Raw genomic sequence first — 25,914 nt, forward strand, 5'->3', positions numbered from 1 at the left:
TTTACGCATATTAGTTTTTTTCTGGTCTCTGGGTTCATCGGTTTTTCATCATGTTTATCTGCTCGTTTCGGCGATAGATAAAAAATGTGACGTATATTAATCGACATGCTGTGATTTCAGTCATTACAGCGGGTGAGGAATTCTTTTGCTCAAACCCTGACTGGGAACGGTCTTGCAAATTCACAGCGCAAGTGCACAACGCAAATTGACAACAAGCATACGCAGGTAAAGCATGCCGTTTTCGAAATTACAGATTGAACAGCTCTCAGCACCCATCGCATCAGACGCCGTTTGTGGACGTTATCTCAAACTGGATAAAAGTGCTTTTCGCCCGCTGAGAAACGAATTCAATGTCGCGCAGACCGCACTGCGCAAGCTGAGCCAGAACCCAGATGAAGATGAGATAGAAGCGCTGCAAAAAGCCTGTCTGGCCAGTTGGGAGACCCTTTCTGCGACTTTGTTGAATCAATTTCAGACCACCACCCGGGATATTGAGCTGATCGCCTGGTTTATTACCGCTCAGGTTTTGCTGGATGCATCGCTGGACAGTGCGGCAAACGCGCTGGAATGGCTGGCCGGTCTGACTGAACAGCACTGGGATCAACTGAACCCGGTGTTGCCTCAGGAAAATCTCAAGTCACAAGCACCGGACCAACAGGCGCGTGAGCAGGCTGAAGCCAAGGTGAAAGCCTTTTTCCAGTTGATTGGCGACAGTGAAGAAAGCTCAATTCTTTATGCGCCACTGCTCCAACAGACGCTGGTTGGAAACATGTCGTTTTACGACTACCTCAGTGCGGAACGGCGAGGAGAGCTGAGCCAGCTTAAAGGGCAGGTTGCCGCCCTGGTGGCACAGCAACGGACGGAGATTCAGCAACGCCTGGACAACACGGTTCGCTGTGTTGAGCAAGTTGAGCGCTTAAGTGCGGCGGTACAACAGCAGACGCAAAGTGCAGGTGCCACCGCGGTCAACTTTGGTTTCGTCAAAGCCTTGTTTACCCGGTTAGAGCAGGCGCTGCATCAGCTATCCGGTATGAAACCGTCTCAGAAAGCCGGCACTGCTCCCGTTGTGACAACGGCAGGACAACCGGAAAGTACGGCGGAAATTCAGGAAGTGAACGATTTTGCACCGTCTCAGGCCGCGCCGGCTTATACCCTGTCCGGTGCGCCTTTGAGTCTGAGTGCCGGTAATCTTCCTCAGGTCGCACTGGCGAACAATATGAACCGCGATCTGGCCTTCCACCTGCTGCGTGAAATTTCAGACTATTTTCGCCAGAGCGAGCCGCACAGCCCGGTGTCATTTCTGCTGGAAAAAGCCATCCGCTGGGGCTATCTGCCGCTGCCGGAGCTGCTGCAGGAAATGATGGCTGAGCAAGGCGAAGATACCTTAAGCAAAATTTTTAATGCCGCCGGCCTGAATCATCTTGATCAGGTACAGCTGCCTGACGTGGCGCTTCCAACGGCCGGCGTTGAAAACACTTCGGTACACGAAAAGACTCCTCCCGTAACTGAGTCGACGCGTATTGAAAAGCATGTATCACAGACTTCCACTGCTGATACCCAACTCCAACAAAAAAGTGAAAGTCACGAGCAACCGGGCTCAACAGCCCTGCGTTGGTAAGTGAACATCTTATAGATAAGGAAGAACGAATATGGCAAGTATCTACATGCGTATTGATGGCGTCGATGTGAAAGGCGGTGCCACGGTTGAAGGTCTGGAAGGTAACGGCTGGTTTGCTATCTCTTCCTATTCCTGGGGCGGTGTTCGTAACGTCGCGATGGACATCGGTAATGGTAACAACGCGGACTCCGGCATGGTGGCCATGAGCGAAGTGAACCTGTCAAAACAGGTTGATGGCGCTTCAGAAGACCTGCTGTCTTTCCTGTTTAACCCGGGTAAAGAAGGGAAAACCGTTGAGATCGCATTCACCAAGCCTGAGTCAGACGGCTCCGGTGCAAAACTGTACTTCCAGGTGAAACTGTCGAATGCACGTCTGGTGTCTTACAACGTGAGCGGCAGCGATGGCACTCAGCCATACGAGAGCATTTCTCTGTCTTACGTTGAGATTTCTCAGAAGCACAACTACGAGCTGGAAGGCGGTGAAGTCAAAGATGGCGGCATCGTGACTTACAACCTGCCACAGGGCAAGTTGCTGTCAGGCTCTAAATAACCTTTGCCGGAAGCTCCATCTGAGATGGAGCTTCTTCTCTCGATGCAAATTCTGAACTAGGGACACCGTTATGGCATTGAATTCACAACATAAACGCGTCAGCAAAAACCGCGTCAGCATTACCTACGATGTTGAAACGAATGGCTCAGTCGAGACCAAAGAGCTACCGTTCGTGGTCGGCGTGATCGGTGACTTCTCCGGCCACAAACCAGAGTCTGAAAAAGTGGATCTTGAAGAGCGTGAGTTTACCGGTATCGATAAAGACAACTTCGATACGGTGATGGGCACCATCCATCCGCGTCTTTCGTACAAAGTCGACAATAAACTGGCCAACGATGACAGCCAGTTCGAAGTGAATTTGAGCTTCCGCTCGATGAAAGATTTCCACCCGGAGAATCTGGTTGAACAGATTGATCCGCTGAAACAACTGGTTGAAACCCGGAATCAACTGAAAGTACTGCTGAGCAAAGCGGATCGTTCACGCGATCTGGAGCGTTTGCTGAAGGAAGTGCTGCAAAGTGCGGATGCCATTCAAGGGCTTGCGCAGGAACTGGGTCTGGATAAAGAGGGAGCGGAATAATGTCTGTCGAACAACAAACCGCCACGCAGGGCGCTGCTGAAGCTGAAGCGTCGCTGAGTTTTCTTGATCGTGCCATCACCGCAACCGCACAAACACCGGTGGATACCACCAAAGAATTGCTGAGCATTCTGACGTCGCAGGCACTGGAAGGCACGGTGACCTGGGACAAAAACCTGACGCTGACGATTGAGAAAGCCATCAGCGCACTGGATGAAAAAATTTCAGAACAGTTGTCTTCGGTCATGAAGAACAATGACTTCCAGAAACTGGAAGGCACCTGGCTGGGCTTGCAGAAGCTGGTCAAAAACAGCGAACTCGGTCCGGATCTGAAGATCAAACTGGCCGACTACACCAAAGATGAGCTGCTTGAGCAGTTTGAAGACGCGCCGGCGATCGATCGCAGCCGCTTTTTCACCATGGTCTATCAGGAAGAGTTCGGCACAGCAGGCGGCCAGCCTTACGGTGTTCTGCTGGGAGATTACGAATTCGGTTACGGCGACGAAGACGTCGCATTGCTGCGTTATATGGGCGAAGTGGCTTCAGCATCTCATGCACCCTTCATCGCTGCCGCCAATGCCAGCATGTTTGATTTCAACTCGTTTGCCACCTTTGCAGACGGGAAACCAGTCGCAGCAGGGTTTGACTCCCCGGCTTACGCGAGCTGGAACGCATTCCGCGCCAGCGATGATTCACGCTATGTCGCGCTGACGCTGCCGAAAACCATGGCGCGCCTGCCGTACGGTTCCGCGACCATTCCGGTGAAATCATTCGATTTTGAAGAGCTGAAGACCCGTGACAACGGCCAGCAAATCGTTTCTTCAGACAAAGATTTCGTCTGGAGTAACGCGGCATACGAATTTGGTCTGCTGCTGACGCAGGCATACACCCAGTACGGTTGGTGTACGGCCATTCGCGGCACGGAAAACGGCGGTAAAGTCGAAAACCTGCCGAACTTCACCTACCACTCGGATGCCGGTGATCTGCTCCAGCAGTGTCCGACGCAGGTGAACCTGACTGATGAGCGCGAAAAAGAGCTCAGCGATCTGGGCTTCCTGCCGCTGGTTCACTATAAAAACACCAACTACGCGGTGTTCATGGGTGCACAGACGACGCATAAGCCGAAAACCTATACCGACGCGGATGCGACGGCCAACGCCGCGATTTCAGCACGTCTGCCGTACACCATGGCCAGCAGCCGAATCGCCCAGTACCTGAAGGTGATGGGGCGTGACCGGATTGGTTCGAACCTGGATCCGAACGATGTTGAGAAAGATCTCAACACCTGGATTCACCAGTACGTGAACCCGAACGCCATCGGCAACGAAGCCAAAGCGCGTCACCCGCTGGTGGAAGCGAAAGTGACCGTTGAAGAGCAGGCCGGTCGTCCGGGCGCGTATTCTGCGGTTGCCTATCTTCGCCCTTGGTTACAGATGGAAGAATTGACGACCTCGCTTCGTATGGTCGCCAATATTCCGGGTTAATCCGATTCGGAGGCGGACAGCCTCCGAATGTTTTGAATTGAGCAGTCGATGACAACACACCCTCAGCACACAGCGATGCCCCCAATGCTTGCGAACCTGCCCTGGCAGGCGCTGTTGGCGTGCGCCAGGAACCAGTCGACGGCTCAATTCAAAGCCCAACTGACTCGTCTGATTGCCGAGCTGGACAAGGCCGTGAGTGAGCAGTTATCGGCCGTGATTCAGCATGAACACTTTAAGCAGTTAGAAGCGTCCTGGCTTGGACTCGCTTCGCTGACTGCACTGCCGGTCTCTCAGCGCCGGGTCAAAATCAAACTGCTCGATCTGAGCTGGCACATGGTCTCAAGTGACCTCAATTACTCGTTCGATCTCAAACAGAGTGCGCTGTACAAAAAACTCTATGCCAGAGAGTTTGATACCGCAGGCGGCACGCCATTTGGCATGGTGATGGTCGATCACAAAGTGACCTCTGATTACGGGGATGAGCTGGGCTACGATGACCTGTATACCCTGCAGTTGCTCTCTGAACTGGGCGAACTGGCCTTGTGTCCGGTCGTGATGGGCGTGGATGAGCACTTCTTTGGTGACGATCAGAGCCGTCAGCTGCATGACAGCGCGAGAGCGGAGCGGATCGTCAACAGCCGTGATTTTGCTTCCTGGCAACTGCTGCGTGATAAACCTTCTGCACGTTTTCTGCATCTGGTGTTGCCGGAATATTTACAGCGCCCGCCTTATCAACAGTACCCCGCAGGTTTCCTCTTCAGTGAAACGCAGGGCCGTGAGCAGGCATTGTGGGGCAACAGCGCTTACCTGCTGACCAGCAATGTCATCCGCGAATTTGACCGGATCAGCTGGTTTGGTTTCCTGCGTTCTTACGATGAGTTTGCTGCGTTCGGCGCGATTGTGGCGTCGTCGGCGTCGGTCCAGGCCAAAGTCGACCTGTATAGCGAAGATGACGGCTTCTGGGCGCAGCAGGGGTTTGTTCCGCTGACCAGTTTATATCTGAGCGGACACAAAGGCTTTTTCAGTAATCAGTCGGTCTGGCGTGCGCCGAATGAAGCGACCCGCCAGCTTGGCATGCTGCAGACGAACCTGATGGCGTGCCGGTTTGGTCATTACATCAAAGCACAGATTCGGGATCAGATTGGCCGTTATGACAGCGCGGAAGATTGTAAGCGCAGTCTGGAGCGCTGGCTACAGAACTACATCAGTGAAGTGGATTACGGCGAAGACTCAATCATGGCGCGCTATCCGCTGAAGTCCTGTCAGGTCCGGATCGAGGAATCGCCTCATGACCGGACCCGCTACCTGTGTGAAATCATGCTTCAGCCGCAGTATCAGTACGAAATGATGGATGCTCAGGTGGTGCTGACGACCTCTGTATCCGGTCAGGATATCGGAGCACGCCCATGAGCCTCATGGCCAAGCTGACGCAGCACTGGAACGACGACATCGACAGTGTGCGTGACGCCATTGTCGACAACGTCTGTACGCTGATCTCCAGCCGTGCACCGATCTGGCCGGCCACGGACAACAGTGGCGAAGGGACCATCACCAATCTGGGGATGCGGAATCTGGCCCGCTCACAGAGTAAGTCGAACAGTGATGTGATCGTGACAGAAATTGCCAGTTTGATCCGCCTGTATGAACCACGCCTGAGTCAGGTTGAGATCGAGGTTCAGGCGCATCAATCGGCCCAGAATCAGCTGTGTTTTCGTCTTTCGGCAGTGATGCATTCTGAGCTGGGTGAAGAAGCGATTGTGCTGGACTCCTTTCTGGATCTTGGCAGCAACAAACTCGATGTAAGGAAGTCGAATCTTGTCTGATTCTTTGCTCTCATATTTTGAACAGGAACTGCGTTTCATCCGCGATGAAGCCACTGAGTTTTCGGCGCGTCATCCGGGCGCGGCGCGTGCGCTCGGCATTCGCAAAGACAGCATCGATGATCCGCAAATTGCCCGTCTGGTGGAAAGCGTCGCCCTGCTCAACGGTCGTCTTCAGCAGCGTCTGGATGACTCATTTCCGGAGCTGACGGAAAGTCTGGTTCGGTTGCTGTTTCCCCATTATCTGCGCCCGGTGCCGTCTTACACCCTGCTTGATTTTGAGATCTCACCAGACGCGAATGCCGTGCACCAGATTCCAGCGGGCACCGAATTTGAGCTGGCGGATGAGCAGGGGGAAAGTGCCATTTTTCGCTCGACTCAAACCGTCACGCTGCTGCCTCTCACCATCCGCAGTGCGGAGGTAACCTTTGCGCCATTTGATATGGCCAAACCGGCAGGGGCAGAGCATGCCAAAGCGATGATTGAGCTGACGATTGCTGCCACGGATGAGGGATGTGACCTGTCTGCGCTGGATATTCGTGATCTGAGACTGCACCTGAAAGGTGACAGTCATTTCACCCTGCGTCTGTACGACCTGCTGTCTCAGGGCACGTCACAAGTGCGGATTTGCAGTGCGGTTAACCGTTCGGGTAACCGTTCAGATTCGCGTTTTGATCTGGGGCCGGCAGCATTGCGCCCGGTGGGTTTTGATGTCGAAGATACTGTCCTGCCGTATCAGGCCGCCAGTTTTGGTGGCTTTAAGCTCCTGACCGAATTTTTTATGTTCCCCGAACGCTTTCACGGATTCAGTCTTGATGTGCGGGACGCATTACAGCAGGTGACGGGCAGTGCGTTCCGGGTGCAGATTTTTGTCGAAGAGCTGAGTGTTGAACTGGCCCGTACCTTGAATGCCCAGCATTTTTCTCTGTTCTCGACGCCACTGGTCAACCTGCACCAGCAAGCATCGGAACCTTTGCAGATCGACTTTTTCCACAAACAGTACCCGGTCCATCTGGATGCCAGTCAGGGCAAAGTGCTGGAAGTGTTTTCCGTGGACGAAGTGCTCGATGTCACCGCGGGTGACCCGGTGCGCGTGCCGCAGATTTACAGCGAAAAATTTGACCGTGCAGAAACGGGGCTGCGCTGGCAACTGGTGCAGAACTTTCATGAACGGGGTGTGCTCGATAGCAGCCTGAAAGTGGCAGACCCGGAGCATCATCATGCGACCGGTTCACCGCGCGTGTGGCAGGTCAGTGCGACGGCAACCGACGGTGTCCGGGCCGGTTCGCTGCCGGTCAACAGCCGCGTGACCTGCCGTGAGTCGCTGACGATTCCGGCGCGGATGCAGTTGTTGCGTCGTCCGTCACTGCCGGTTAGAAGCCGGGATGCGAATCAGAATGTGTGGGCCTTGCTGTGTCATCTGCATTTCAATTACCACGCCATTCTGGGGACAGAGAATCCGGCGGCGACGCTGAAAAATGTGTTCGACCTCTATAACCACAATCAGAGTGCACAAAACTATCTGTACATCGAGTCCGTGCAGAAAATCGCGCAGGAACAAGTGGTCGCGCCGATTCGGGTTTCCGGAAAAACCTGTTTTGCGTACGGCACCAAGATTACCGTGACCCTGGCACCGGCCAATGTGAACGGCGGGCTCGCCTTGTTCAGCCGTCTGCTGGACCACTTTTTTGCATACTTTGCCGGGTTCAACAGCTTCACTCAGGTTGATATCTGTCTGGAAGGCCAGGACGGGGTGTTTATGGCATTTCCGAGGAGAACCGGATGCAAGAGTCTGCTGTAAACCGTCTGCTGAGCGGTCAGTTCAGCGTTGCGCTGGAGAAAGCCTGGCAGGTGTTCAAGCATCAGGCGGCGCTGTCCGACCGTCGTCCGGCGATCCGCTTCAGTGCTGAACTGTTGCCGGCTTACTATCCCAGTGAAGTGACTGGGGTTGAAGTAAATGCCGTCTCGAATTACACCCTGAAGACGTCCCTGTCGGCCTTGTCCGGCAGTCAGGGCATCATGCCCCGCGCCATGTTTCAAGAAGCCCTCAGTGCGCATTTTGATCTGGGGGAACAGGCACCGATCGACTTTTTTGACACCTTCAACAACCGCTATTTCCGTCTTTATTGCCAGGTCCAGCACAAGCATGACCTGACGGCCCAGATTGAAGAAGCGTCGTTTGGCTGGAACCGTCATCGGCTGTCGGTCACCGGAATGCTGGCGAATCTGGCCGGGCAAAGCGGTCATGAAAATCCGATCCCGGACAGCCATCTGATTCAGTATACCGGGCTGCTGGGGATGAAGCTGACGTGTCCGCTGGCACTGAAAGCCATGCTGGAAGATTACTTTTCGGCAGAGTTTGCGATTGAGCGCAGCGCGCTGGAATACCTGCCGTTGACGCCCTGTTCCCTGACACAGATTGGGAAAACCGGACAGAACCGGCAACTGGGCATGGGCGCGCTGGTCGGGAAAACCACGCCGATGGCCGGACAGAAACTGAAGATCAAAATCTGCCCGAGAGATTACGAACACTATCTGGCGATACGCCATGACAACGCCATGATCCGCGCGCTGGACCATCTGGTGCGCAGCTACATGGGGGTGAATACCAAATACGCCCTGTATATGAAAGTGAACAGCGAGTATCTGCCGCGCGTGAAATTGTCCGGGCGCAGTGACAGCGCATTACGCATCGGCCAGTCGGCCTGGATGAATCATCAAACGGATCGCCGACAGTATGTCGAGATGCCACTGACGTTCAGTGAGGAAAACGCATGATCAATATCGAATTACAGAGTCTGGTTCAACGACTGACCCCGTTACTGAAAAACGCGCTTGAAGCGGCCGCAGGCGAGTGCGTCAGTCGCGGTCACTTTTCTATTGAACCGCAACACTGGTTTCTGCACCTGCTGCAACAGTCCAAAGGCTGGGAAACCGCACTGAATCAGGCGTCGGTGGCCAAGGAAGCCTTGCTGGAAGGGCTGAACACCTATCTGTCTGGTCTGTCGCGGGGCAATGATGCGTCACCGTCGCTGTCGCCTGAGCTGGTGGAGCTGCTGAAAGATGCCTGGATGATTGCCTCACTCAATCAGAAGCAATTGAGTGTCAATGAATTTCACTTGCTGATGGTGCTGAAGCAGCGCCGTGAGCAAGGTGCTTACAACGGCCTGCTCAGTCAGTGGGTCACCGTGCTGTCCTCGGAATGGCTGCGCAGCCAGTCGCTGGCGGTGAGTGCGCCCAGTGAGATGAACACCGGTGCGGTTTCCCATGCCGCTGCTGCGGCTGGAGAGTCCGCGACACCGGCGCTGGACAAATACTCGCAAAACCTGACCGAAGCGGCGCGAAGTGGCCGTCTGGATCCGATCTCAGGCCGGGGCGATGAGATTCGCAAAGCGATCGATATTTTGTGCCGCCGTCGTCAGAACAGTCCGATTCTGGTCGGCGATCCGGGCGTGGGTAAAACGGCAATCGTCGAAGGTCTGGCGCAGCAAATTGTTGATGGCAATGTGCCACCGGCGCTGGCGAATGTGGAACTGCGCAGTCTGGATCTGTCGCTGTTGCAGGCCGGTGCCAGTATCAAAGGCGAGTTCGAAAACCGCCTGAAAGATGTCATCAATGAGATCAAACAATCCAGTACTCCGATCATCATGTTCATTGATGAAGCGCACACCCTGATTGGTGCTGGCGGGACCGCCGGCCAGAACGACGCGGCCAATATTCTGAAACCTGCGCTGGCGCGGGGAGAGTTCCGTTCGCTCGCGGCGACCACCTGGGCCGAGTATAAACAGTATTTTGAATCGGATGCGGCACTGACCCGTCGTTTTCAGGTGGTGGCGGTCGGCGAACCCAGTGAAGCCGATGCGGTGCACATGCTGCGCGGGGTGAAAAAGAGCCTTGAGCAGCACCATAACGTCAAAGTGATGCAGGAAGCGATCGATGCGGCGGTGTCGCTGTCGGTGCGTTACCTGCCAGAGCGTAAATTGCCCGATAAAGCCATCAGCCTGCTTGATACCGCGTGTTCGCGGATCGGCCTGAGCCAGAGTGCGACGCCGCGTCAGATGGAATCCATTGCTGAGCAGATTCGCTATGCGGACAACGAAATTGAAACCCTGACGCACGAAGCGGCGTTGTGGTCACTGGAGGACTCGCGTCTGAATGAAGCGAAGCTGCGCCGTGAAACGCTGGCTGAGCAGCACGATGAGATTGCCCGCCGCTGGGCGCAGGAGTCTCAGCTGGTGGAAGAAATTCTCGCGCTTCAGTCAGCACTGGACGCGCAGTTCCTGGCTGGCGAAGACCTGGAAGCCGGCAGTGAACGGGTGCATCTGGCCGAAAAAATGGCGCAGCTGCATGCCATTCAGGGCGAGCAGCCACTGGTGCTGCCGCAGGTCACGCAGCAGACCATCGCGGAAGTGGTGGCACTGTGGACGGGGATTCCGGTCGGCAACATGCTGAGCGCGGAAGTGGAGCGCCTGATGCATCTGGAATCTCAGATTGGTCAGCGGGTGATTGGTCAGGTGACGCCGATTGCGGAAATTGCTCAGGCGATTCGTATGGCCCGGGCCGGGCTGACTGATCCGCGTAAACCTGTGGGTGTCTTTCTGATGTGCGGCCCGAGCGGGGTCGGCAAAACCGAGACCGCGCTGGCGCTGACGGATCTGTTATATGGCGGTGAGCGCAACATCACCACCATCAATATGACTGAGTTTAAAGAAGAACATAAAGTCTCGATGCTGCTGGGCTCACCAGCCGGCTATGTCGGATACGGCAAAGGCGGTGTGCTGACAGAAGCGGTGCGCAAGAATCCGTATTCTGTGCTGCTGCTGGATGAGATGGAAAAAGCACACCCGGGTGTGCACGACATCTTCTATCAGATCTTTGATAAAGGGACGATCTCTGACAGTGAAGGCCGCGAAATTGATTTTCGCAACACCATCATCATCATGACGTCGAATGCCGCCGATAGCGCAGTCGTCCATGCGTGCCAGAATGGCCGTCCTTCAGTGCCTGAACTGACGCAGACGATTTTCCCGGAGCTGCAAAAATTCTTCAAACCGGCGTTTCTGGGCCGCGCGACCATCGTGCCTTACTTCCCGCTCAATGATGAGGAAATGGCGCAGATCGCGACCTTGTCTCTGAACCGCATCCGCAAACGCATTGCGGCACATTACGGTGCCAGCTTTGAATACCATCCGGATGTGGTGCAGCTGCTGGTCGCACTGAATCAGTCTCCGGAAACCGGTGCCCGCGCGGTTGAGCAGTTGATTAACCGGCAACTGATGCCAGAACTGGCGAATCAGTGCATCGTGCGTCTGAGTGAAAGCAAGCCGGTCAAAGCGGTGCGGGTCGACGTCGAAGACGGTCGGTTTCAGATTCACATCGACTGACAGGTGCGGATGGCATGGGTCATCCGCACCGGTAAACACAACAAATACAACAATCAATACAACAACAATCAGAACACCAATTGTTGCCGCAGCAGATGCCAGACGTCTGACTTATTGAGCAACGCATACGACGGGTAAATGACATGACACATTCAGTTTTTTCGCAGACACAACTGGCGTGGATACGCCGGCATCTGAAAGTGGCCGTGATTCATGGGGGCGACAAAACGCAAACCGGCAGTTTTATTTTTGAAAATCTCAGCCCGCGTTCAACCAAAACCTACGCACCGGTCGCCCATGATATTGCTCGGGCGCTCGCGGAATCCGGTTTTTGTCAGGTTGAAGTGCTTGCGGAAGACATTCATCTGGCTCAGCAATTGCGTGAAAAAGGCATTGATCTGGTGATCACCAACAGTGGCGGTCTGCAAGGGTTTGACTCGATGTGCCATTTGCCCTCCATGCTGGAGATGCTGGGCGTGCCGTACGTCGGGCATTCGCCGATGACCGCTGGGATTCTCGATAACAAACACCTGTTCAAGCATGAGATCAAAGCGGCCGGATTACCGACAGCGCCGTTTGTGACTGTGGGTATTGATGAAACCTTCGAGGATCCGGGCAAGCAGTCTGCCATTGATGACATTGCGGCGTGCTTTCACGAGGGGTTTATCGTCAAGCCGGTCTCTGGGCGCGCCTCGGTGCATGTTTACCCGGTGTTTGACCGCGGTGAGCTGGCAGCGGTGGTGGAAAAAGTCCGTTTGGCAACCAACAACACGGTGATGATTGAACCGTTTCTCAGCGGGCGCGAATTTGTGGTTGCGGTTGCCGGAGAGTATGTCTTTAAAGACGGCAGGCTGACGCAGTCGACGACGCCGCTGGCGTTTTCGATCACCGAGCGTTTGCTTGACGCGGACGAACCGATTTTCACCTCGATGGATGTCAAACCGATCACTCAGGACCGTCTGGTGTCGGTCAACGAAGAACCGCTGCGCGGTCAGCTGGCGGCAATTGGTCAGAAGATTTATCGCCAGCTTGGCTTGCAGACGCTGGTTCGGGTGGATTTGCGCATGGACAAACAGGGCAATCTGTATGTGCTGGAAACCAATCCCAAACCCGATCTGAAGCGGCCGGAAGGGAACCAGGTCAGTCTGGTTTGCCATGATCTGGCACGTGAGGGGATGAGCTATACAGATCTGGTTCAGTCGCTGGTGTTCAACCGCCTGTCCTTCCTGAAAGCCAGACGTCCGCTGGCGCTGGCCCACTGTCTGACGGCGCAGTTCGATGCGCTGGCAGATGTTCAGGGGTGATGATTGAACGCGATGAAGCCATACAGCCGATTGCTGCTCGGTGCCCTGCTGGTCGTTTTGTCTCTGTCACTGATTTGGGTGGTCGGCTACGCGCAGGCGTTGAAAAGTTATCAGCAGCAAAGCCGCGATGCGGTTCTGGCCCAGACAGAAGCGGCAAAAATCAATATTGAGCAGATCCTCAGCTCGGGCGTGCCGCTGCATGAGATTGCCGGGCTGGAAAAAATGCTGACGCCGATTGCACAGTCAGATGCATCGGTCGTGGATTTACGGGTCATCTCGGGTCAGCAGGCGCTGTATCGCTACACCACTGAGCCGATGGAAGGCAGTCTGGTGACGCTGCCGCTCAACAACAAATTTACGCAGGCGGGCGTGCTGGAAATTCTGCTCAGCAGTGATGAGACCGAAAAAGTCATTGAGGCACACTTTCAGCCCATGTTGCTGCTGGTGGTGTTGCTGGCCGGGCTGTTTGTCTGGCTGGTGCTGCGCAGTGCCCGTCCGAACCGTTATCTGACGGCGTTTGGTCTGGTGTTTGCGGTGATGTCGCTCAGTGTGATTCTCATGGTGGGCGTGTTGTATCAGTCGGGGTTGCAGCATAAAGCAGACTCGATGGCCAGCATTGTGACGCAGCGTCTGGCACCTGTCCTCCGGCTGGGGATCAGCCCGCATCAGGTCAGCGGAATGGATACCATGCTGGACAGCTTTCGCCAGTCCAACCCGGAAGTTTCCCGCATCACCGTGACGCATAACGAAGCGATCATCGCCCGCAGCCAGAGCCCGTCAGACATGCTGTCGGCGGAGGAGATGGCTCAGTTTTCGGTGGCGGATCACCGGGGTAATCTGGTGACAATCGCATTTGAGCCGAAGGCGGTGCTGGCTCAGTTGGCGCACATCCTGAAAAATTTTGCCATTTTGTTCGCCGGTTGCGCCCTGATTTGTGTTGCATTTGTCCGGCTGCTCAGTCACGCCGGGACGCAGTCACACGGCGAGCAGGTGCTGGCAAAGGTCAAACCCTTGCTGCTGGTGACGGTACTGATGGAAGCGCTGATGGCACCGGTATTACCGCAGTACCTGTCTGAGGTTGCGGTGCAGAACGGTGGCACAGCACATGGGTCGTCGTATTTCTTCACGCTGTATTTTGTCGGATTTGCAGCCATGTTATTGCCTGCGGCACGCATGGTAGAGGTGTTTGATATCCGTCGCGTGCTGAACGCAGGGATTGCCTGTTCTGCGATCGGTTGTCTGATGCTGGCCTTTGACGCACAGCTCTGGTCTGTACTTGTTGCCCGGCTGATATCCGGTATCGGTCAGGCAATGATTTTTATTGCTGCGCAGGGGTACTTGCTGCGGTTCAGCGATCAATCGAACAAAACGCAGGCCGCCGGCATCATCGTTTTTAGTTTTAACGCGGGCCTGATTGCCGGTGCGGCGATCGGGGCCTTGCTGGCGGAATCGCTGGGTGTCCAGGGGATCTTTTTGCTGTCGGCGTCGGTCGGGGGGCTGATGTTCCTGTTTGCATTGAGTCTGCCGGCTATTTCTATGAAGACAGGGTCTCAGAAGGCCGGGAACCTGGAATCAGGGCACCAGCATTCAGGGCTTCAGTCTTCAGCGAACAGCGCCACACCGTCTCACGGTTCACTGGCAGAGAACCTGCGGGTCATGGTGCAGGACTCGTTGGCGCTGATCCGCGTGCCGTCTTTTGTCCGGGCCATGCTGCTGGTCGGGATTCCGACCAAGATGATGCTGACTGGTGTGGTGTCGTTTGCGGTGCCGATTCTGCTCTCGAAACAGGGCGTAGCGAAAGAGAGTATCGGCCAGGTGCTGATGGCTTACGCCTTTGCCGTGTTGTTTGTCAGCGGGAAAGTTTCCCCGCTGATTGACCGGATGGGGTCGGCGAAATGGGCCTTGTGCTTAGGCAATGGCGTTGCTGCCGTGTCTCTGGTGGTGCTGGCGTCGGCTTTCTCGCTTGAAAATACCACTGTGCTGGTGGCAACCGCCACGGCTGCGATGCTGATCATGGGCGTCTCGCATGGCCTGATCAACGCACCTGTGGTCACGCATGTGGTGTCAGTGGCCAGCGAAAGTCATGCCAACGCTGTGGCATCGACCTACCGCTTTCTCGAGCGGATCGGGCATGTGGCGGGGGCCATTGTTGTCGGTGCGTTGCTGGCACAATTTGGCCAGTTGTCGGCATTCTGGAGTCTGGCGGCCTTCTTTGCGCTGGCCGGGTTACTGATGTGGTGCGCTGATCGCACACCGACGCAGGAGGCGACCGCATGATTAGACCACTGATTTTAATCGCCGGGATGTTGTTTTCCGCGCTGGTTTGGGCGCAGTGGCCGCAGTGGCTGGGTGAACAGCTCAGTGAGCAACATCAGCCCCGCTGGGAGATTGAAGCCGGAGCTGACTCGGTCACCTTCACACCGCGCGGGGCGCATCCGCAGGTGTGGGTGCTGATGTCGCGCAAGGCCAGCGCTTACGACACCGCACTGTCTTCTTTACTGACGACATTTCGCCGTGACCTGCCCAGTGCCTCGTTCCGGGTGTTTGTACTACCGCAGGAACCGTCAGAACTGGTGCGCTGGACCAAACGTGCAGAGCGGGAAGCCAGCCTGATTTACAGTGTTGGCTCCCAGGCCACAGTGTCACTGTACCGTGTCTATGCCGGGGGCAAACTGCCGGTGGTTTCGGTGAACGCAAAAGACCCGGTGTTGCTCGGCCTGTCCGACGGGTATGCCAGCAGCGGGAACAACTTTGCGTTTACGTCGCTGAATTTGCCCGCGGACATCACGTTCAGCTTTTTGCGCCGTTTTCGCCCGCAACTGACTCAGATTGGCGTGCTGTACGCCAGCGCGAACACCAGTGCCTATCTGACGCAGTATCTGCCGCTGAAAACGGAAGCCGAACGCCGGGGTGTCCGTGTTTTTCCGATCGAGGTGGATGAAAGTCACCCAGATCAGGGGCTGGAAAAGGTTTTGAAAAAACAAATGGCTGCGATGAGAACACAGGACGAACACCTGGCGCAATCGCTGTTGTGGCTGACCGGCAGTTCGAGTCTGCTGGAGCGCATTGGTGAGATCAACGCTCAGTCCGGGGGCTTACCTCTGCTGACGGCGGTGCCGGATGCGGTGAATGGTTCAGCGCAGAGTGCCCTGATGTCTGTGGGCGTCGGTTTTGAAAACAATGCGCATCAGGCCGCGCTGTACGGGATCCGTATTTTGCGTGATCACACGTTGCCTGCTGCGTTGCCGGTGGGGGTTCTGTCGCCGCCGGACATTTCGATCAACTTCCAGCAGGCTGAACGGGTGCAGACGCCGGTGCCCTTTGTCCTGATTGAAATGGCGAGTGAACTCTATGCCCGTGACGGCAGCAGAGTCCGGGCAGCAGGCATGAGTATGGAGAATTCGCAGCCATGAATGACCGATTTTGGACCACCCTGATGGGGATGTGTGTGATCAACCTGTGTGTGATCAGTTTATGTGTACTCAGCCTGTGTGTATTCAGTCCCGGCGCGATGGCATACAACCGCCCGGAGCGGCTGTTGCTGGCGACGCAGGCATGGTTCCCGTACCAGTATCAGGAAAACGGCGTGATGAAAGGGCCGGGAATCGACAAAGTGAAGTGTGTACTGCGTGTGATGGCGCAGCCCTATCAACTGACAATGACGAAATGGGATCGGGCACAGCTGCAAACCGAAGTGGGTTCTCAGCATGGATTTTTCCTGGCCTCTCATAACAGCAAGCGGGATGAGTATGCGGTGTCCTCTGAGCCGCTGGCGGAGCAGAAGTGGAGCTGGTTTTCTCTGTCAGATGCCGCTGATTTCAACAGCGCCATGTTTCAGTCGCAGGTAGAAGTGGCGGCGTTGTTCGGCTCTAACAAATGGTACTGGCTGCAGAAGAATGGCTATCAGGTCACCAAGAAGCCGCGCACACCGGAAGCGTTGCTGTCGCTGATGCTCAACGGTGACGTTGGGGCCATCCTCGGCAACGATGCCGTGATTGAACAGACCATTCAGAAAATGGGCATCAGTTACCGGGCGATTACCCGGACCCGGGTGAAGTCTCAGCCGCTGGGCGTCTACTTCTCGAAAACATTTGTTCAACAGTATCCCCGTTTTCTGACGGAGTTTAACCTCGCTGCCAGACAGTGTCGTTAAGCGGCGTCGCGGAATTTAAGCAAAGGTAAATCATATGCCGCTATCAATCAGAATTATCAGTTCTCCGGACGGCGAAAGTATTGCGCAGTGGAATCAGGCTTTTCCTGAAGAAGGGGGCGATATCGGCCGTTCCTTCGGCGCGACGATGCAGCTCAGCGATGCCACGCGGGAAGTGTCGGGGACGCACGCAATTATCCGAAAGACCTCGCGTGGTTATCAGATTGCCGACAACAGCACAAACGGGGTGTTTATCAACGGTTCAGACGAGCCGTTGGGGAAAGGCAATCAGTCCACGCTCAGCGACGGTGATGTGCTGGACATCGGCCGCTATCGCTTGCTGGTGTCGTGTTTTATTCCGGAAAAAGCCAAAGCACAGCCGTCGCCAGATGCTGCGGCTCTGTCTCCCTTTGGTGATGATCCGTTCCGGACGGAGCCGGTTGCCACCGCGCCGGTTCAGGTGGATGCGCCGGAAGAACCGGATTGGAATCGTTCGGATGTTGACGTGGTCGATGACGATCCGTTTCTGAGCGAGGATGTCTCCCGGGAACGTCAGCGCCTCAGGCTCGATCTGGATTTCCAGACGGAAGAAGACGACCCGCTGGCGGAGGATATTTATCAGACGGCATTGCCCCAGACGGCAATGCCTCAGATCTCGTTGCCGGCGCAGAATTCGCAGACATCTCCGTTTGCTTCGCAGCCGGTTCAGGCTGCGCTGACGGAGTTTCGTCGGCATGAGCAACGTCTACAGCAACAGACCGACAAGGCGCTGGAAATGGCGCTGACCCGTCTGCTGGCAGATATCTCGCCGCAGGCGATGGAGTCGATGTTTGACGATCTCTCCGGTTCCGGCCTGTGGCCGCGCAAACCGAAGTACTGGGAGATGTATAAGCGTTATTTTTCGCGTCAGGTCGAGAACCGGGACTGGCAGGTGAAATTCCACGCCTATTTTCAGGACGCCCTGCGTCTGCAACGCAACCTGGAAGGAGAGAAATCATGATGCGTCAGCTCAGTCTGCGGTTGCTGACTCTGGTGTTGCTGCCCCTGATGTTGTCAGGATGCAGCCTCTGGAGCGAGGACCTGACGGCACCGCAACTGGTGGTGAATATCCGGGCGGCGTCGAACATTAATCCGAATGTTGAAGGCAAACCGTCTCCGGTCGAGTTGCGTCTGTATCAGCTGACCGACAGTCAGGCCTTCAATCAGGCGGATTTCCTTCAGATTTACAACGATGAACAGGGTGTGCTGAAAGCGGAACTGCTGCTGACCCGCCAACTGTCCAGCGTGTTACAGGGTGAATCGCGTCAGGAAGTGCTGCCGCTGGCCGCAGAAACCAAGTATATCGGTGTGATTGCGGGCTTTGCGGACTACCGTGAAGCCAAAAACAAGGTGATTTATAAACCGCTGGTGGTCAGCTCGGCGGCCATCAACATCAACATTGACGGCATCAACCTGTCTGTATCGGGTGAAGAGGAAGACTAATGGATAACAATAAAGTCGTCTGGAGTGAGGGAATGTTTCTCTCACCGCAACATTTTCAGCAGCAAGAGCGCTACATCGAACATTTTGCCCGTGAATTTGCCGGGCAGATCAGCCCGCAGTCTTTTGGTCTGACCCAACTGGAACTGGACCGCTCGTTGCTGAACATCGGGAAGGTCTCGGTGCGTCGTGCACGCGGCATTTTCCCGGACGGGACCCCGTTTGAGATTCAGCAATCGCTGGTTCTTGATGTCGCGAAAAATACCAGTCACAAAAAAGTTTATCTGGCCCTGCCGGTGACGCGTCCCGGTGCGGTCGATGTCGGTGAAGACCGACGCCTGCGCCACAGTGCTACTGAGCATCCGGTCTTTGATACCAGCCGTGAGCACAGTGATCCGGTGCCGCTTGAGCTGGCAACCCTGAATATCGAACTCAAGCTGGAAGGCGATGAGCTGCAGGACTACACCCTGATTGCGGTCGCGGAAATCAGTGAGCATAAATCGGAAGGGGCGGTGGTGCTGAATCAGGCTTTTATTCCGCAGAGTCTGCACTTCGGGGTGTCCAGCTATCTGAAAGACAGCGTCGCCGACGTGTTTGCACAGGTGCAGTATCGTGCGCGCGCCATCTCGGCCCGTTTACAGGCAGAAACCAGCAGTAAGAGTTATCAGGCGCTGATGCGCGATTATCTGTGGCTGCAAGTGCTGGGCACCTGGATGCCGAAGCTGGAACAGTGGAACAGTGATGGCACGCTGCTGACCCGTCATCTGTATCTGGAATGCGCGTCGATGGCCGGGCAGATGCAGGGACTGGAAGGCAAAATGCCGAAGTCGTTTCCGCTCTGGAATCAGCATGATCTCTATGGGATTTTCTCTGCGGTTTTTTCAGAGTTACTGGTGCTGCTGCGCGAAGTACAGATCGATAACGTGACCACGCTGAAGTGGGATCGTCAGTTGTTCGTGACCCGCCGCCTGCTGCGAACGCTGGTTCAGGACCGCAGTCTGTACCATCAGGGACGCTTTATTCTGGTCGCGACCTCGTCGATCGGTGCCGCGCGGTTGGGCGAGGAGTTTCCCCGTGCCACCAAACTGGCCGGAAACAGTGACATTGCCGGTCTGGTGCGCAACGCCTTATCCGGGGTGGCACTGCGTCATTTGCCGTACGCACCGTCTGAGCTGAAGTCCCGTCATGATGCGGCCTATTTTGAAGTCGATACCAAGTCGGAACTGTGGCAGTCGCTGGTCAAAAAAGACGAAGCGATTGCGCTCCATATCGACGAGCGCATTGAAGACATCCACGTTGAATTTCATGTGATCAGGTAGGTCGTAGTGGCAGGACTTTTTAACGAAGAACCGACGGTTCAGATCCGCCGCGTCGCGGACAATCCGGCACGAACGCAGCGCGTGGCCAAAACCAGTCAGGCAGACATTTCCGGCACGGAACGTCTGATTGAAAGCTTTGCGGTGTACGGCAGCCCGTTGCTCAATGCTGCGACGGAACTGCTGGGAATTCTGGTGACGGTACCGCGTCAGGGGTCGCCGCGTGATATTGACCGTTTCCGTCAGAAGCTGCTGGATGCCATTGCGCTGTTTCGGCAGCGCGGGCTGTATCTGGAATATCATCCGAGCATCATTGATAAAAGCTGTTTTGTACTGTGCGCTGCGTTTGATGAGGCCATTCTCTACACCGCGTGGGGAGAGCGGGCGCGCTGGGAGAATCATTCGCTGCTCAGCAAAGTGTTTTCCCAGCGTAATGGCGGGGAAGCCTTTTTCGCGCTGCTGGAAAAAGCCAGTCAGCAACCGGGCAAACTGGTCGATTTTATCGAGTTGCAGTACGTGTTGCTGATGCTCGGTTTCAAAGGCCGTTACCGTCATGATGACGAAAGTCCGCTGCACGAAATCAAATCTGACGTGTATGCCCTGATTCGCCATTACCGCAGTGACAGTGCGTTGCCGGTGCCCCGAACGCCGGAACTGATTGAAGACAGACAGCCCTGGCGCATGCTGAGCATGGGGAAAACACTGGGACTGGCGACCCTGATTGCTGCGGCCGGCTATGGTGCATCCGAATACTGGTACGCCAACCGCAGTCAGCCGATTCTGGAGCAGTTCAGCACCATTGATATGTCCGGTGTGAATCTCAAGCGGTCGGAACAGGCGCTGGTTTACCTCAGTACCGATGAAGACATTGGTCGTGCCCCGCCTGACCTGACGGCCAGTGCCGCCAAACCGGACAAAGCAACGGCCCAGCAATGGGAAATTGTGCTGGCCGTGTTTTCCCGTGCGGATGATGCGGCGCGTCTTGCCTCGGAGCTGAAACAGGGCGGATACGATTCGTTCACCCGCGAAACATCGCACGGCATCGAGCTGTTTATTCGCGCCGGCGACAACCTGGCGGCGATCCGCAAGCTGAAGAATGAGCTCAATGTACGCCTGGATCTCAACGCGACGATAAGAAGAGCGCAGAAATAAGATGATCAAGAAAATACTCGCATGGATACTGGCTGTCGGGATGGTTGGCGCGTGCACCGCCCTCTGGCTGTGGCTGCCGGAGACGGCCCCGCAGTGGCTGAAATGGGTCGCCTTGACCGTGACCTTTCTCGTGGTCGGTCTGGTGATTTTCTGGTGGTGGAAACAGGCCCGCAATGTCTCGCAGGATCAGGCACTGCACGACCAGCAGGTGTTGCTGAAGCAGGACACCAGTGTGATCCGGCAACTTTTCCGTCTGGCGACCAGGAAAATTCGCGGTCATGGCCGCAATAAGCTGGAGAGTGTCTACAGCCTGCCTTGGTATCTGCTGCTGGGCGGTGAGAAAGACGCCAAAAGCGCCCTGCTGCTGCAAAACGGTTTTGAGCCGGTGACGGAGCGTCATCTGGAAGAGAGCGACACCGAGCAGTATCTGCGATTCTGGAGCAATGACCACGCGGTTGTGATTGAAGCCGGTCACCGCATTTTCGACAGCGAAGGGGTCGATGAAGCCTTGTGGCAGGTGCTGGCCCAGCAATTGCTGAAGTATCGGCCTCGTCAGGGGCTGAACGGGATCGTCAATGTCATTGGCTGCGACCGTCTGCTTCAGGGGGATCGCAAAGCGCGTCAGAAGCTGGCTGGTATTTATCAGGAAGCGGCACTGTCGATGGGCGGCGCGCTGAACGTTCATTTGCCGGTCTACAGTGTCTTTTCCAAAGCGGATGCCATTGCCGACTTTATCGAATTCTTTGAAGGATTTTCCGGTTGTGATGTCGAGAACCCGTTTGGGGTGACATTTGCCTGCGACACTGACCGTCGTTACAACAAGCATGACTTTGAACTGCAAAGTAAAGCACTGCTGAAAACCCTCGCGGAACAGCAGTTCGAACTGCTGCGCAATATCAGCAGTGAGAAGTCCGGCTCTGTGATCGCCCTGCCTTACCAGTTGCGGATTTTCTTTGAGCGGGTCAATGAACTGCTGACCGACATCGGCCGTGAGAACCGGGTTCGTGAAGCGGTCTGGATTCGTGGTGCTTACCTGCTCTCATCCGGACAAAAAGGGGCGGAACACGATCTGCTGACGCAGGTGGTGGCCGAACGTGCCGAGTTCAATTCGCAGAGTACGCGAGAGCAATTGCCGGGCCGTCGCAGTTACTTTACCTCGCGTCTGTTCAGCCATGTCATTCTGCCGGAAAGAACCATCACCGGGGTCAACGAGTGGCGTCATGCCGGTTATCTGGCGGTGCGTTCTCTGGCCGTCGTCGCTGTCGTCGGGGTGTTGTCTGCGGCCGGTCTGATGTTGAAAGACAACTGGAACCAGGATGAACGGTGGCGCGCCGATGCGATGACCCAATTACGCTTATACGGCAGTGATCTCCTGCGTCTGGAACAGAATTTCGCTATGGCGGATATGATCGCCGTGCTGAATGAACTGCGGACCGTGGCTGTGGAAGGGATTCAGCCGAAAGCCTGGTATCAGCAGGTCAGTATCAAACAGGGGGATACCGCAGCCCGTATTTACCGGACTTATCAGGAGCAGTTGAACCTGATCCTGCTGCCGAAACTGGAAGAGCTGATCAGCAGCGAACTCTATGTTTACGTGAACCTTGGCAACCCGAGCAAAATTTTTGAGATTCTGCGTTACTACCAGATGTTGTTTGACCGCCAGCAGCTCGATATTGAAGGCATGCAGACCTACCTGCTGGATAACCTGAAAGATCAGGGCAATGTGTCTTCAGACGATATCAATACGCTGTCTCTGCTGATTGAAGATCTGTTCAACAGTGATTATGACCAGCGCCTGTCGCCGAACGATGAACTGATTGCAGTTGCGACCAACAATCTGGAAGGGCTGTCGCCTGAGCGCCTGATCTATGCCCGGATAAAAAGCCTGCCGGAGTACCGCGCACAGGTCGATATCCGCCGTCAGCTCGGGGAAAAATTCGACAGCATGTTCGCTTTCTCTGACGGCTTTCACGGCTATCTGATCCCGGAAATCTTTACCAAACAGGGATACAGCCAGATCGATCTGAGTGCCAAGTCTGACTTGCTGCGACGTCAACTGAGCGAATTCAAAGCGATTCAGGGGGATATGTCCGGTGCGTCAATCACGGAGCTGACCGATCTGAGCAAACAGATTCAGCGACTCTATTTCGCAGATTACATCTACTACTGGAAAGATCTGATCAACAACATCCATATCCGCCAGTTTAATAGCCCGGTGGAATTCGCTTACGCGCTGCGTAGTGCGCGTGAACCGGCGACCAGTCCGGTTCTGGATGTGCTGGATGCCGTGGTGGTGAATACCACGCTGGCCGTCGAAGAACAGCCCGATACCAAAAGCAATGCGCGTGTCGCCAGTCAACTGGGGCTGAAAAAGGCGGCCAAAGGTCTGCGTAAGGCCGACAAACTGAACCGTGCCGTTGGCGACAAGCTGCTGCGTTTACAGCCTTCGTTCGTGGTCAATGAGGCATTTCTGTCGTTTGCCAATTATGTCAACGGCAGCGGTAAAGCCGGTGATGCCGTGCCGCTCGATGGTTTAATCGAACAGTTTGATGCCCTTAACACTTACTACGACTCGGCGCTGTCCAGTGCCAATCCGGGCAAGGCATTCCACGGTTATGCGCTGGCGCATGCGGAAGGCAGTCAGGATGCGATTGTGGCGTTCCAGCGTCTTGGCGCGAAAGCACCGGGACCGGTGGCGGAGTGGACCAAAAACATCAGTGCTCAGGCGTGGCATCAGGTGGTGGCTGGCAGTGCGGGTTACCTGAATAAACAGTGGGACGAACAGGTGTATCAGTTCTACGTGGCTGCCATTGAAGGCCGTTTCCCGTTCGCACTTCAGGGGCGTGGTGAAGTGAATCTGAATGATTTTGCGCTGTTCTTCAAACCGCAGGGACGGGTTGAACAGTTCGTGGATCAGTTCCTCAAGCCGTTTGTGTATTGGGATAACGGTGTGCTGAAGTTGCACGAAGTCGATGGCGAAACCCTGCCGATCAGCTCGAACAGCCGCCAGCAGCTACAACGGGCACAGAAACTGAGCAAAACCTTCTTTGGCCCGACCGGTCAGGAACTGGCGCTGAAACTGAGTCTGAAAGCCAGTTCGATGAGCACGGATGTCACCGAGTTTCAGTTGCGTGAAGCGGAAAGCGTGTTCGCTTACAAACACGGCCCACGGGTCTGGCGTGAAGTGGACTGGCCGACCACTGGGGTCGACGGGTATCTGAGCGCGAACTTTTATAAGGGCGACAACCGGGTGGCGACACAGTCGTACACCGGTCAGTGGGCGCTGTTCCGGGCACTGTTTGACGGAGACAGCAGCGCCACGGCAAGCCGTCTGGTGCGCAAGCTGAATTATAAGATCAGTGAGAACAATATCGTGCTGGATTACACCCTGCGTGATTCCGGGCAGACGCTGGATAAATCACTGTTCACACACTTTAACCTGCCGAAGCAGTTGTGATGAATGCAGAGGAAAACCCGGTGAGACACACCGGGTCTTTCGGTGAAACAGTGACTTACGTGAAGCGCTATACGTCATCGGCAGCTATGTGGCAGGAATGGCAGGCGCTGAATGAATGTCGCGGCCCCGGTATTCAGCGTGCAATTTCAATTGATCCGGAGGCACAAAGTTTAACGCTGGCCTTTGAGCCCGCTGCTGTGCCGCTGAGTTCATTCGGCAAAGCAGATCTGAGGCTGTTGATTGCAGTTTTGCCTGCGATCGTGTCCGTGATTCAGCACTGTCACGATCGGGGTTGGGTACACGGGGACATTAAGCCCTCGAACATGCTTTATGTTCCCGCAACACAAACGATTCGATTGATCGATTTCGGTGCGAGTCATCGCATCGGCACTTCCCGGGAAGCGCTCTCTGAGTGGCAGGCAACACCCATGTTCGCTTCGCCGCAGCAGATGAGTGGGGAAGGGCTGGTGCACACGGGAGATGACTGGTACGCGCTGATGAAAATCATCGATCAGGTCATGCCTTTGGTGCATGACCGCCTTTTACGCCGGACGATTCGGGGCGTCCGGGCCGGTGTTGTAGCCGATTTTCAATATTCTGAGAGAACAATAAGATGATAGATGATTTACAAAATGCGACATCTTTAGGCAAAACCATCTACGACCAGGCAACGACCGGTGAGTTTAACGGCGTCGCCATCGGAGACAGCGCGTTTGATTTCACGACTGGGGTGTTCGACAACTCGCCGCTCGGTCAGGCTATTGATATCCCGGTAGAAAAAATTGAGCTGGGATTCAGCAAGCTTGAAAAAACACGAGCGGTGGAAGAGGTGAAACAGAAGTTTCACATCTACATCAGTCAGAAAACAGCCAACAGCGTTTCTGCATTTACGACGCCGAGCGTACTGGCTGCAGACCGGCGTTCTCAGTTGCAGGGCAAGACAGGTCAGGACTGGCTGACCGGTGCACAGCAAATCTATGCCAAGCATCAGGGGGAGCGCCTCTATAAAATGCAGCGTAAAGCTCAGGATATGGCTCGCTCGCTGAAGAAAAATCCAATGAAGCTGGCGAAAGTGCCGCTGAGCGTGGTGCCACTCGGAGAGATCGCCAAACTGGGCATCAAAGCCGGGGAGTATGCGGTCGGTAAATTCACCGCGAAACGCCGTGCGCGGAAAAAAGGAGAGTATACCTCCTCAGGCAACAGTCAGGTGCTGGAAGCCAAACTGGGTCGGCAGGAGTACAACCGCAAAAAGGCCAAATGGCAGGCAAAAGACATTGCCGATCTGGGGCCGCAAATTCAGCGCAACCTGTATAAGCTGAAACAGTCGGTGGAGATTCTGAACGCACGGAAAGAACAGATGAACCTGTGCAGCCAGAAGTATCTGCAGGATCCGACCAATGCGGCTGCCAAGGGTGCGCTAGTGAAATGTCGGGAAGATGCGGCGATGAGCCTGTATGAGGTGAAACACTACGTTGAGAAAATCTCAGGGATGTGTAAAGCCATGGAGGCAACCGCATTCACGATTAATGCTTATATGGAAGGTCTGGATCAGATCACGGATCAGTCTGAAAAAGACATCCTGAACACCTTCTGATGAAAAGAACAAAGGCCGTGAGGAATCAC

General features: G+C 55.3%; 20 protein-coding genes. All 20 read left to right on the forward strand.

Going from position 1 to position 25,914, the window contains the following annotated elements:
- Positions 1-232: 232 nt before the first annotated feature.
- The 20 genes from EA58_RS16860 to EA58_RS16955 all read left to right on the forward strand — a co-directional run bounded on the left by EA58_RS16860 (position 233) and on the right by EA58_RS16955 (position 25,885).
- Positions 233-1,618, forward strand: coding sequence for a type VI secretion system protein TssA (locus tag EA58_RS16860; RefSeq protein ID WP_036755490.1), 1,386 nt, complete (start codon positions 233-235; stop codon positions 1,616-1,618).
- 31 nt (positions 1,619-1,649) lie between these two features.
- A complete protein-coding gene (locus EA58_RS16865; protein ID WP_036755493.1) occupies positions 1,650-2,168 on the forward strand; it encodes an Hcp family type VI secretion system effector in 519 nt (172 codons plus the stop codon).
- Between the two features lie 70 nt (positions 2,169-2,238).
- Positions 2,239-2,748, forward strand: coding sequence for a type VI secretion system contractile sheath small subunit (gene tssB, locus EA58_RS16870; RefSeq protein WP_036755496.1), 510 nt, complete (start codon positions 2,239-2,241; stop codon positions 2,746-2,748).
- Positions 2,748-4,229 (forward strand): type VI secretion system contractile sheath large subunit, encoded by a 1,482-nt coding sequence (gene tssC / locus EA58_RS16875; RefSeq protein WP_036755499.1) that lies wholly within the window; start codon positions 2,748-2,750, stop codon positions 4,227-4,229. Before tssB ends, tssC begins: the two co-directional genes overlap by 1 nt.
- A 48-nt stretch (positions 4,230-4,277) precedes the next feature.
- Complete coding sequence (locus EA58_RS16880; RefSeq protein ID WP_036755502.1) at positions 4,278-5,639, forward strand: type VI secretion system contractile sheath domain-containing protein; 1,362 nt, start codon at positions 4,278-4,280, stop codon at positions 5,637-5,639.
- Positions 5,636-6,052, forward strand: a complete 417-nt coding sequence (gene tssE, locus EA58_RS16885; RefSeq protein WP_036755504.1) for a type VI secretion system baseplate subunit TssE — start codon at positions 5,636-5,638, stop codon at positions 6,050-6,052. The genes EA58_RS16880 and tssE overlap by 4 nt, the downstream gene beginning before the upstream one ends.
- Positions 6,045-7,850, forward strand: coding sequence for a type VI secretion system baseplate subunit TssF (gene tssF / locus EA58_RS16890; RefSeq protein WP_036755507.1), 1,806 nt, complete (start codon positions 6,045-6,047; stop codon positions 7,848-7,850). The genes tssE and tssF overlap by 8 nt, the downstream gene beginning before the upstream one ends.
- Positions 7,832-8,827, forward strand: a complete 996-nt coding sequence (locus EA58_RS16895) for a type VI secretion system baseplate subunit TssG (RefSeq protein WP_036755510.1) — start codon at positions 7,832-7,834, stop codon at positions 8,825-8,827. The genes tssF and EA58_RS16895 overlap by 19 nt, the downstream gene beginning before the upstream one ends.
- On the forward strand, positions 8,824-11,433 hold the full coding sequence (gene tssH, locus EA58_RS16900) for a type VI secretion system ATPase TssH (protein ID WP_036755513.1): 2,610 nt from the start codon (positions 8,824-8,826) through the stop codon (positions 11,431-11,433). The genes EA58_RS16895 and tssH overlap by 4 nt, the downstream gene beginning before the upstream one ends.
- A gap of 143 nt (positions 11,434-11,576) precedes the next feature.
- Positions 11,577-12,737: a D-alanine--D-alanine ligase family protein gene (locus EA58_RS16905; protein WP_036755516.1), complete on the forward strand. Its 1,161-nt coding sequence runs from the start codon at positions 11,577-11,579 to the stop codon at positions 12,735-12,737.
- Between the two features lie 3 nt (positions 12,738-12,740).
- Positions 12,741-15,014: an MFS transporter gene (locus tag EA58_RS16910; RefSeq protein WP_036755519.1), complete on the forward strand. Its 2,274-nt coding sequence runs from the start codon at positions 12,741-12,743 to the stop codon at positions 15,012-15,014.
- On the forward strand, positions 15,011-16,150 hold the full coding sequence (locus EA58_RS16915) for an ABC transporter substrate binding protein (RefSeq protein ID WP_036755522.1): 1,140 nt from the start codon (positions 15,011-15,013) through the stop codon (positions 16,148-16,150). Before EA58_RS16910 ends, EA58_RS16915 begins: the two co-directional genes overlap by 4 nt.
- Positions 16,151-16,248: 98 nt before the next feature.
- Positions 16,249-16,890, forward strand: a complete 642-nt coding sequence (locus tag EA58_RS16920) for a transporter substrate-binding domain-containing protein (protein WP_152548092.1) — start codon at positions 16,249-16,251, stop codon at positions 16,888-16,890.
- A gap of 34 nt (positions 16,891-16,924) precedes the next feature.
- Positions 16,925-17,887: a type VI secretion system-associated FHA domain protein gene (locus EA58_RS16925; protein WP_036755525.1), complete on the forward strand. Its 963-nt coding sequence runs from the start codon at positions 16,925-16,927 to the stop codon at positions 17,885-17,887.
- Positions 17,887-18,369 carry a type VI secretion system lipoprotein TssJ gene (gene tssJ / locus EA58_RS16930; protein WP_036755635.1) on the forward strand — a complete coding sequence of 161 codons (483 nt, stop codon included), beginning with the start codon at positions 17,887-17,889 and terminating at the stop codon, positions 18,367-18,369. Before EA58_RS16925 ends, tssJ begins: the two co-directional genes overlap by 1 nt.
- Positions 18,369-19,685: a type VI secretion system baseplate subunit TssK gene (tssK, locus tag EA58_RS16935; RefSeq protein ID WP_036755528.1), complete on the forward strand. Its 1,317-nt coding sequence runs from the start codon at positions 18,369-18,371 to the stop codon at positions 19,683-19,685. Before tssJ ends, tssK begins: the two co-directional genes overlap by 1 nt.
- A 6-nt stretch (positions 19,686-19,691) precedes the next feature.
- On the forward strand, positions 19,692-20,834 hold the full coding sequence (icmH, locus tag EA58_RS16940; protein ID WP_036755531.1) for a type IVB secretion system protein IcmH/DotU: 1,143 nt from the start codon (positions 19,692-19,694) through the stop codon (positions 20,832-20,834).
- Between the two features lies 1 nt (position 20,835).
- Positions 20,836-24,291: a type VI secretion system membrane subunit TssM gene (gene tssM / locus EA58_RS16945; protein ID WP_036755534.1), complete on the forward strand. Its 3,456-nt coding sequence runs from the start codon at positions 20,836-20,838 to the stop codon at positions 24,289-24,291.
- Complete coding sequence (locus EA58_RS16950; protein WP_051642169.1) at positions 24,291-24,908, forward strand: protein kinase domain-containing protein; 618 nt, start codon at positions 24,291-24,293, stop codon at positions 24,906-24,908. Before tssM ends, EA58_RS16950 begins: the two co-directional genes overlap by 1 nt.
- The gene (locus EA58_RS16955; protein WP_036755537.1) at positions 24,905-25,885 is read left to right on the forward strand and encodes a hypothetical protein; all 981 of its coding nucleotides are present in this window, start codon (positions 24,905-24,907) and stop codon (positions 25,883-25,885) included. Before EA58_RS16950 ends, EA58_RS16955 begins: the two co-directional genes overlap by 4 nt.
- Positions 25,886-25,914: the final 29 nt, after the last annotated feature.

Source organism: Photobacterium galatheae (genome assembly GCF_000695255.1).
Lineage (GTDB): Bacteria > Pseudomonadota > Gammaproteobacteria > Enterobacterales > Vibrionaceae > Photobacterium > Photobacterium galatheae.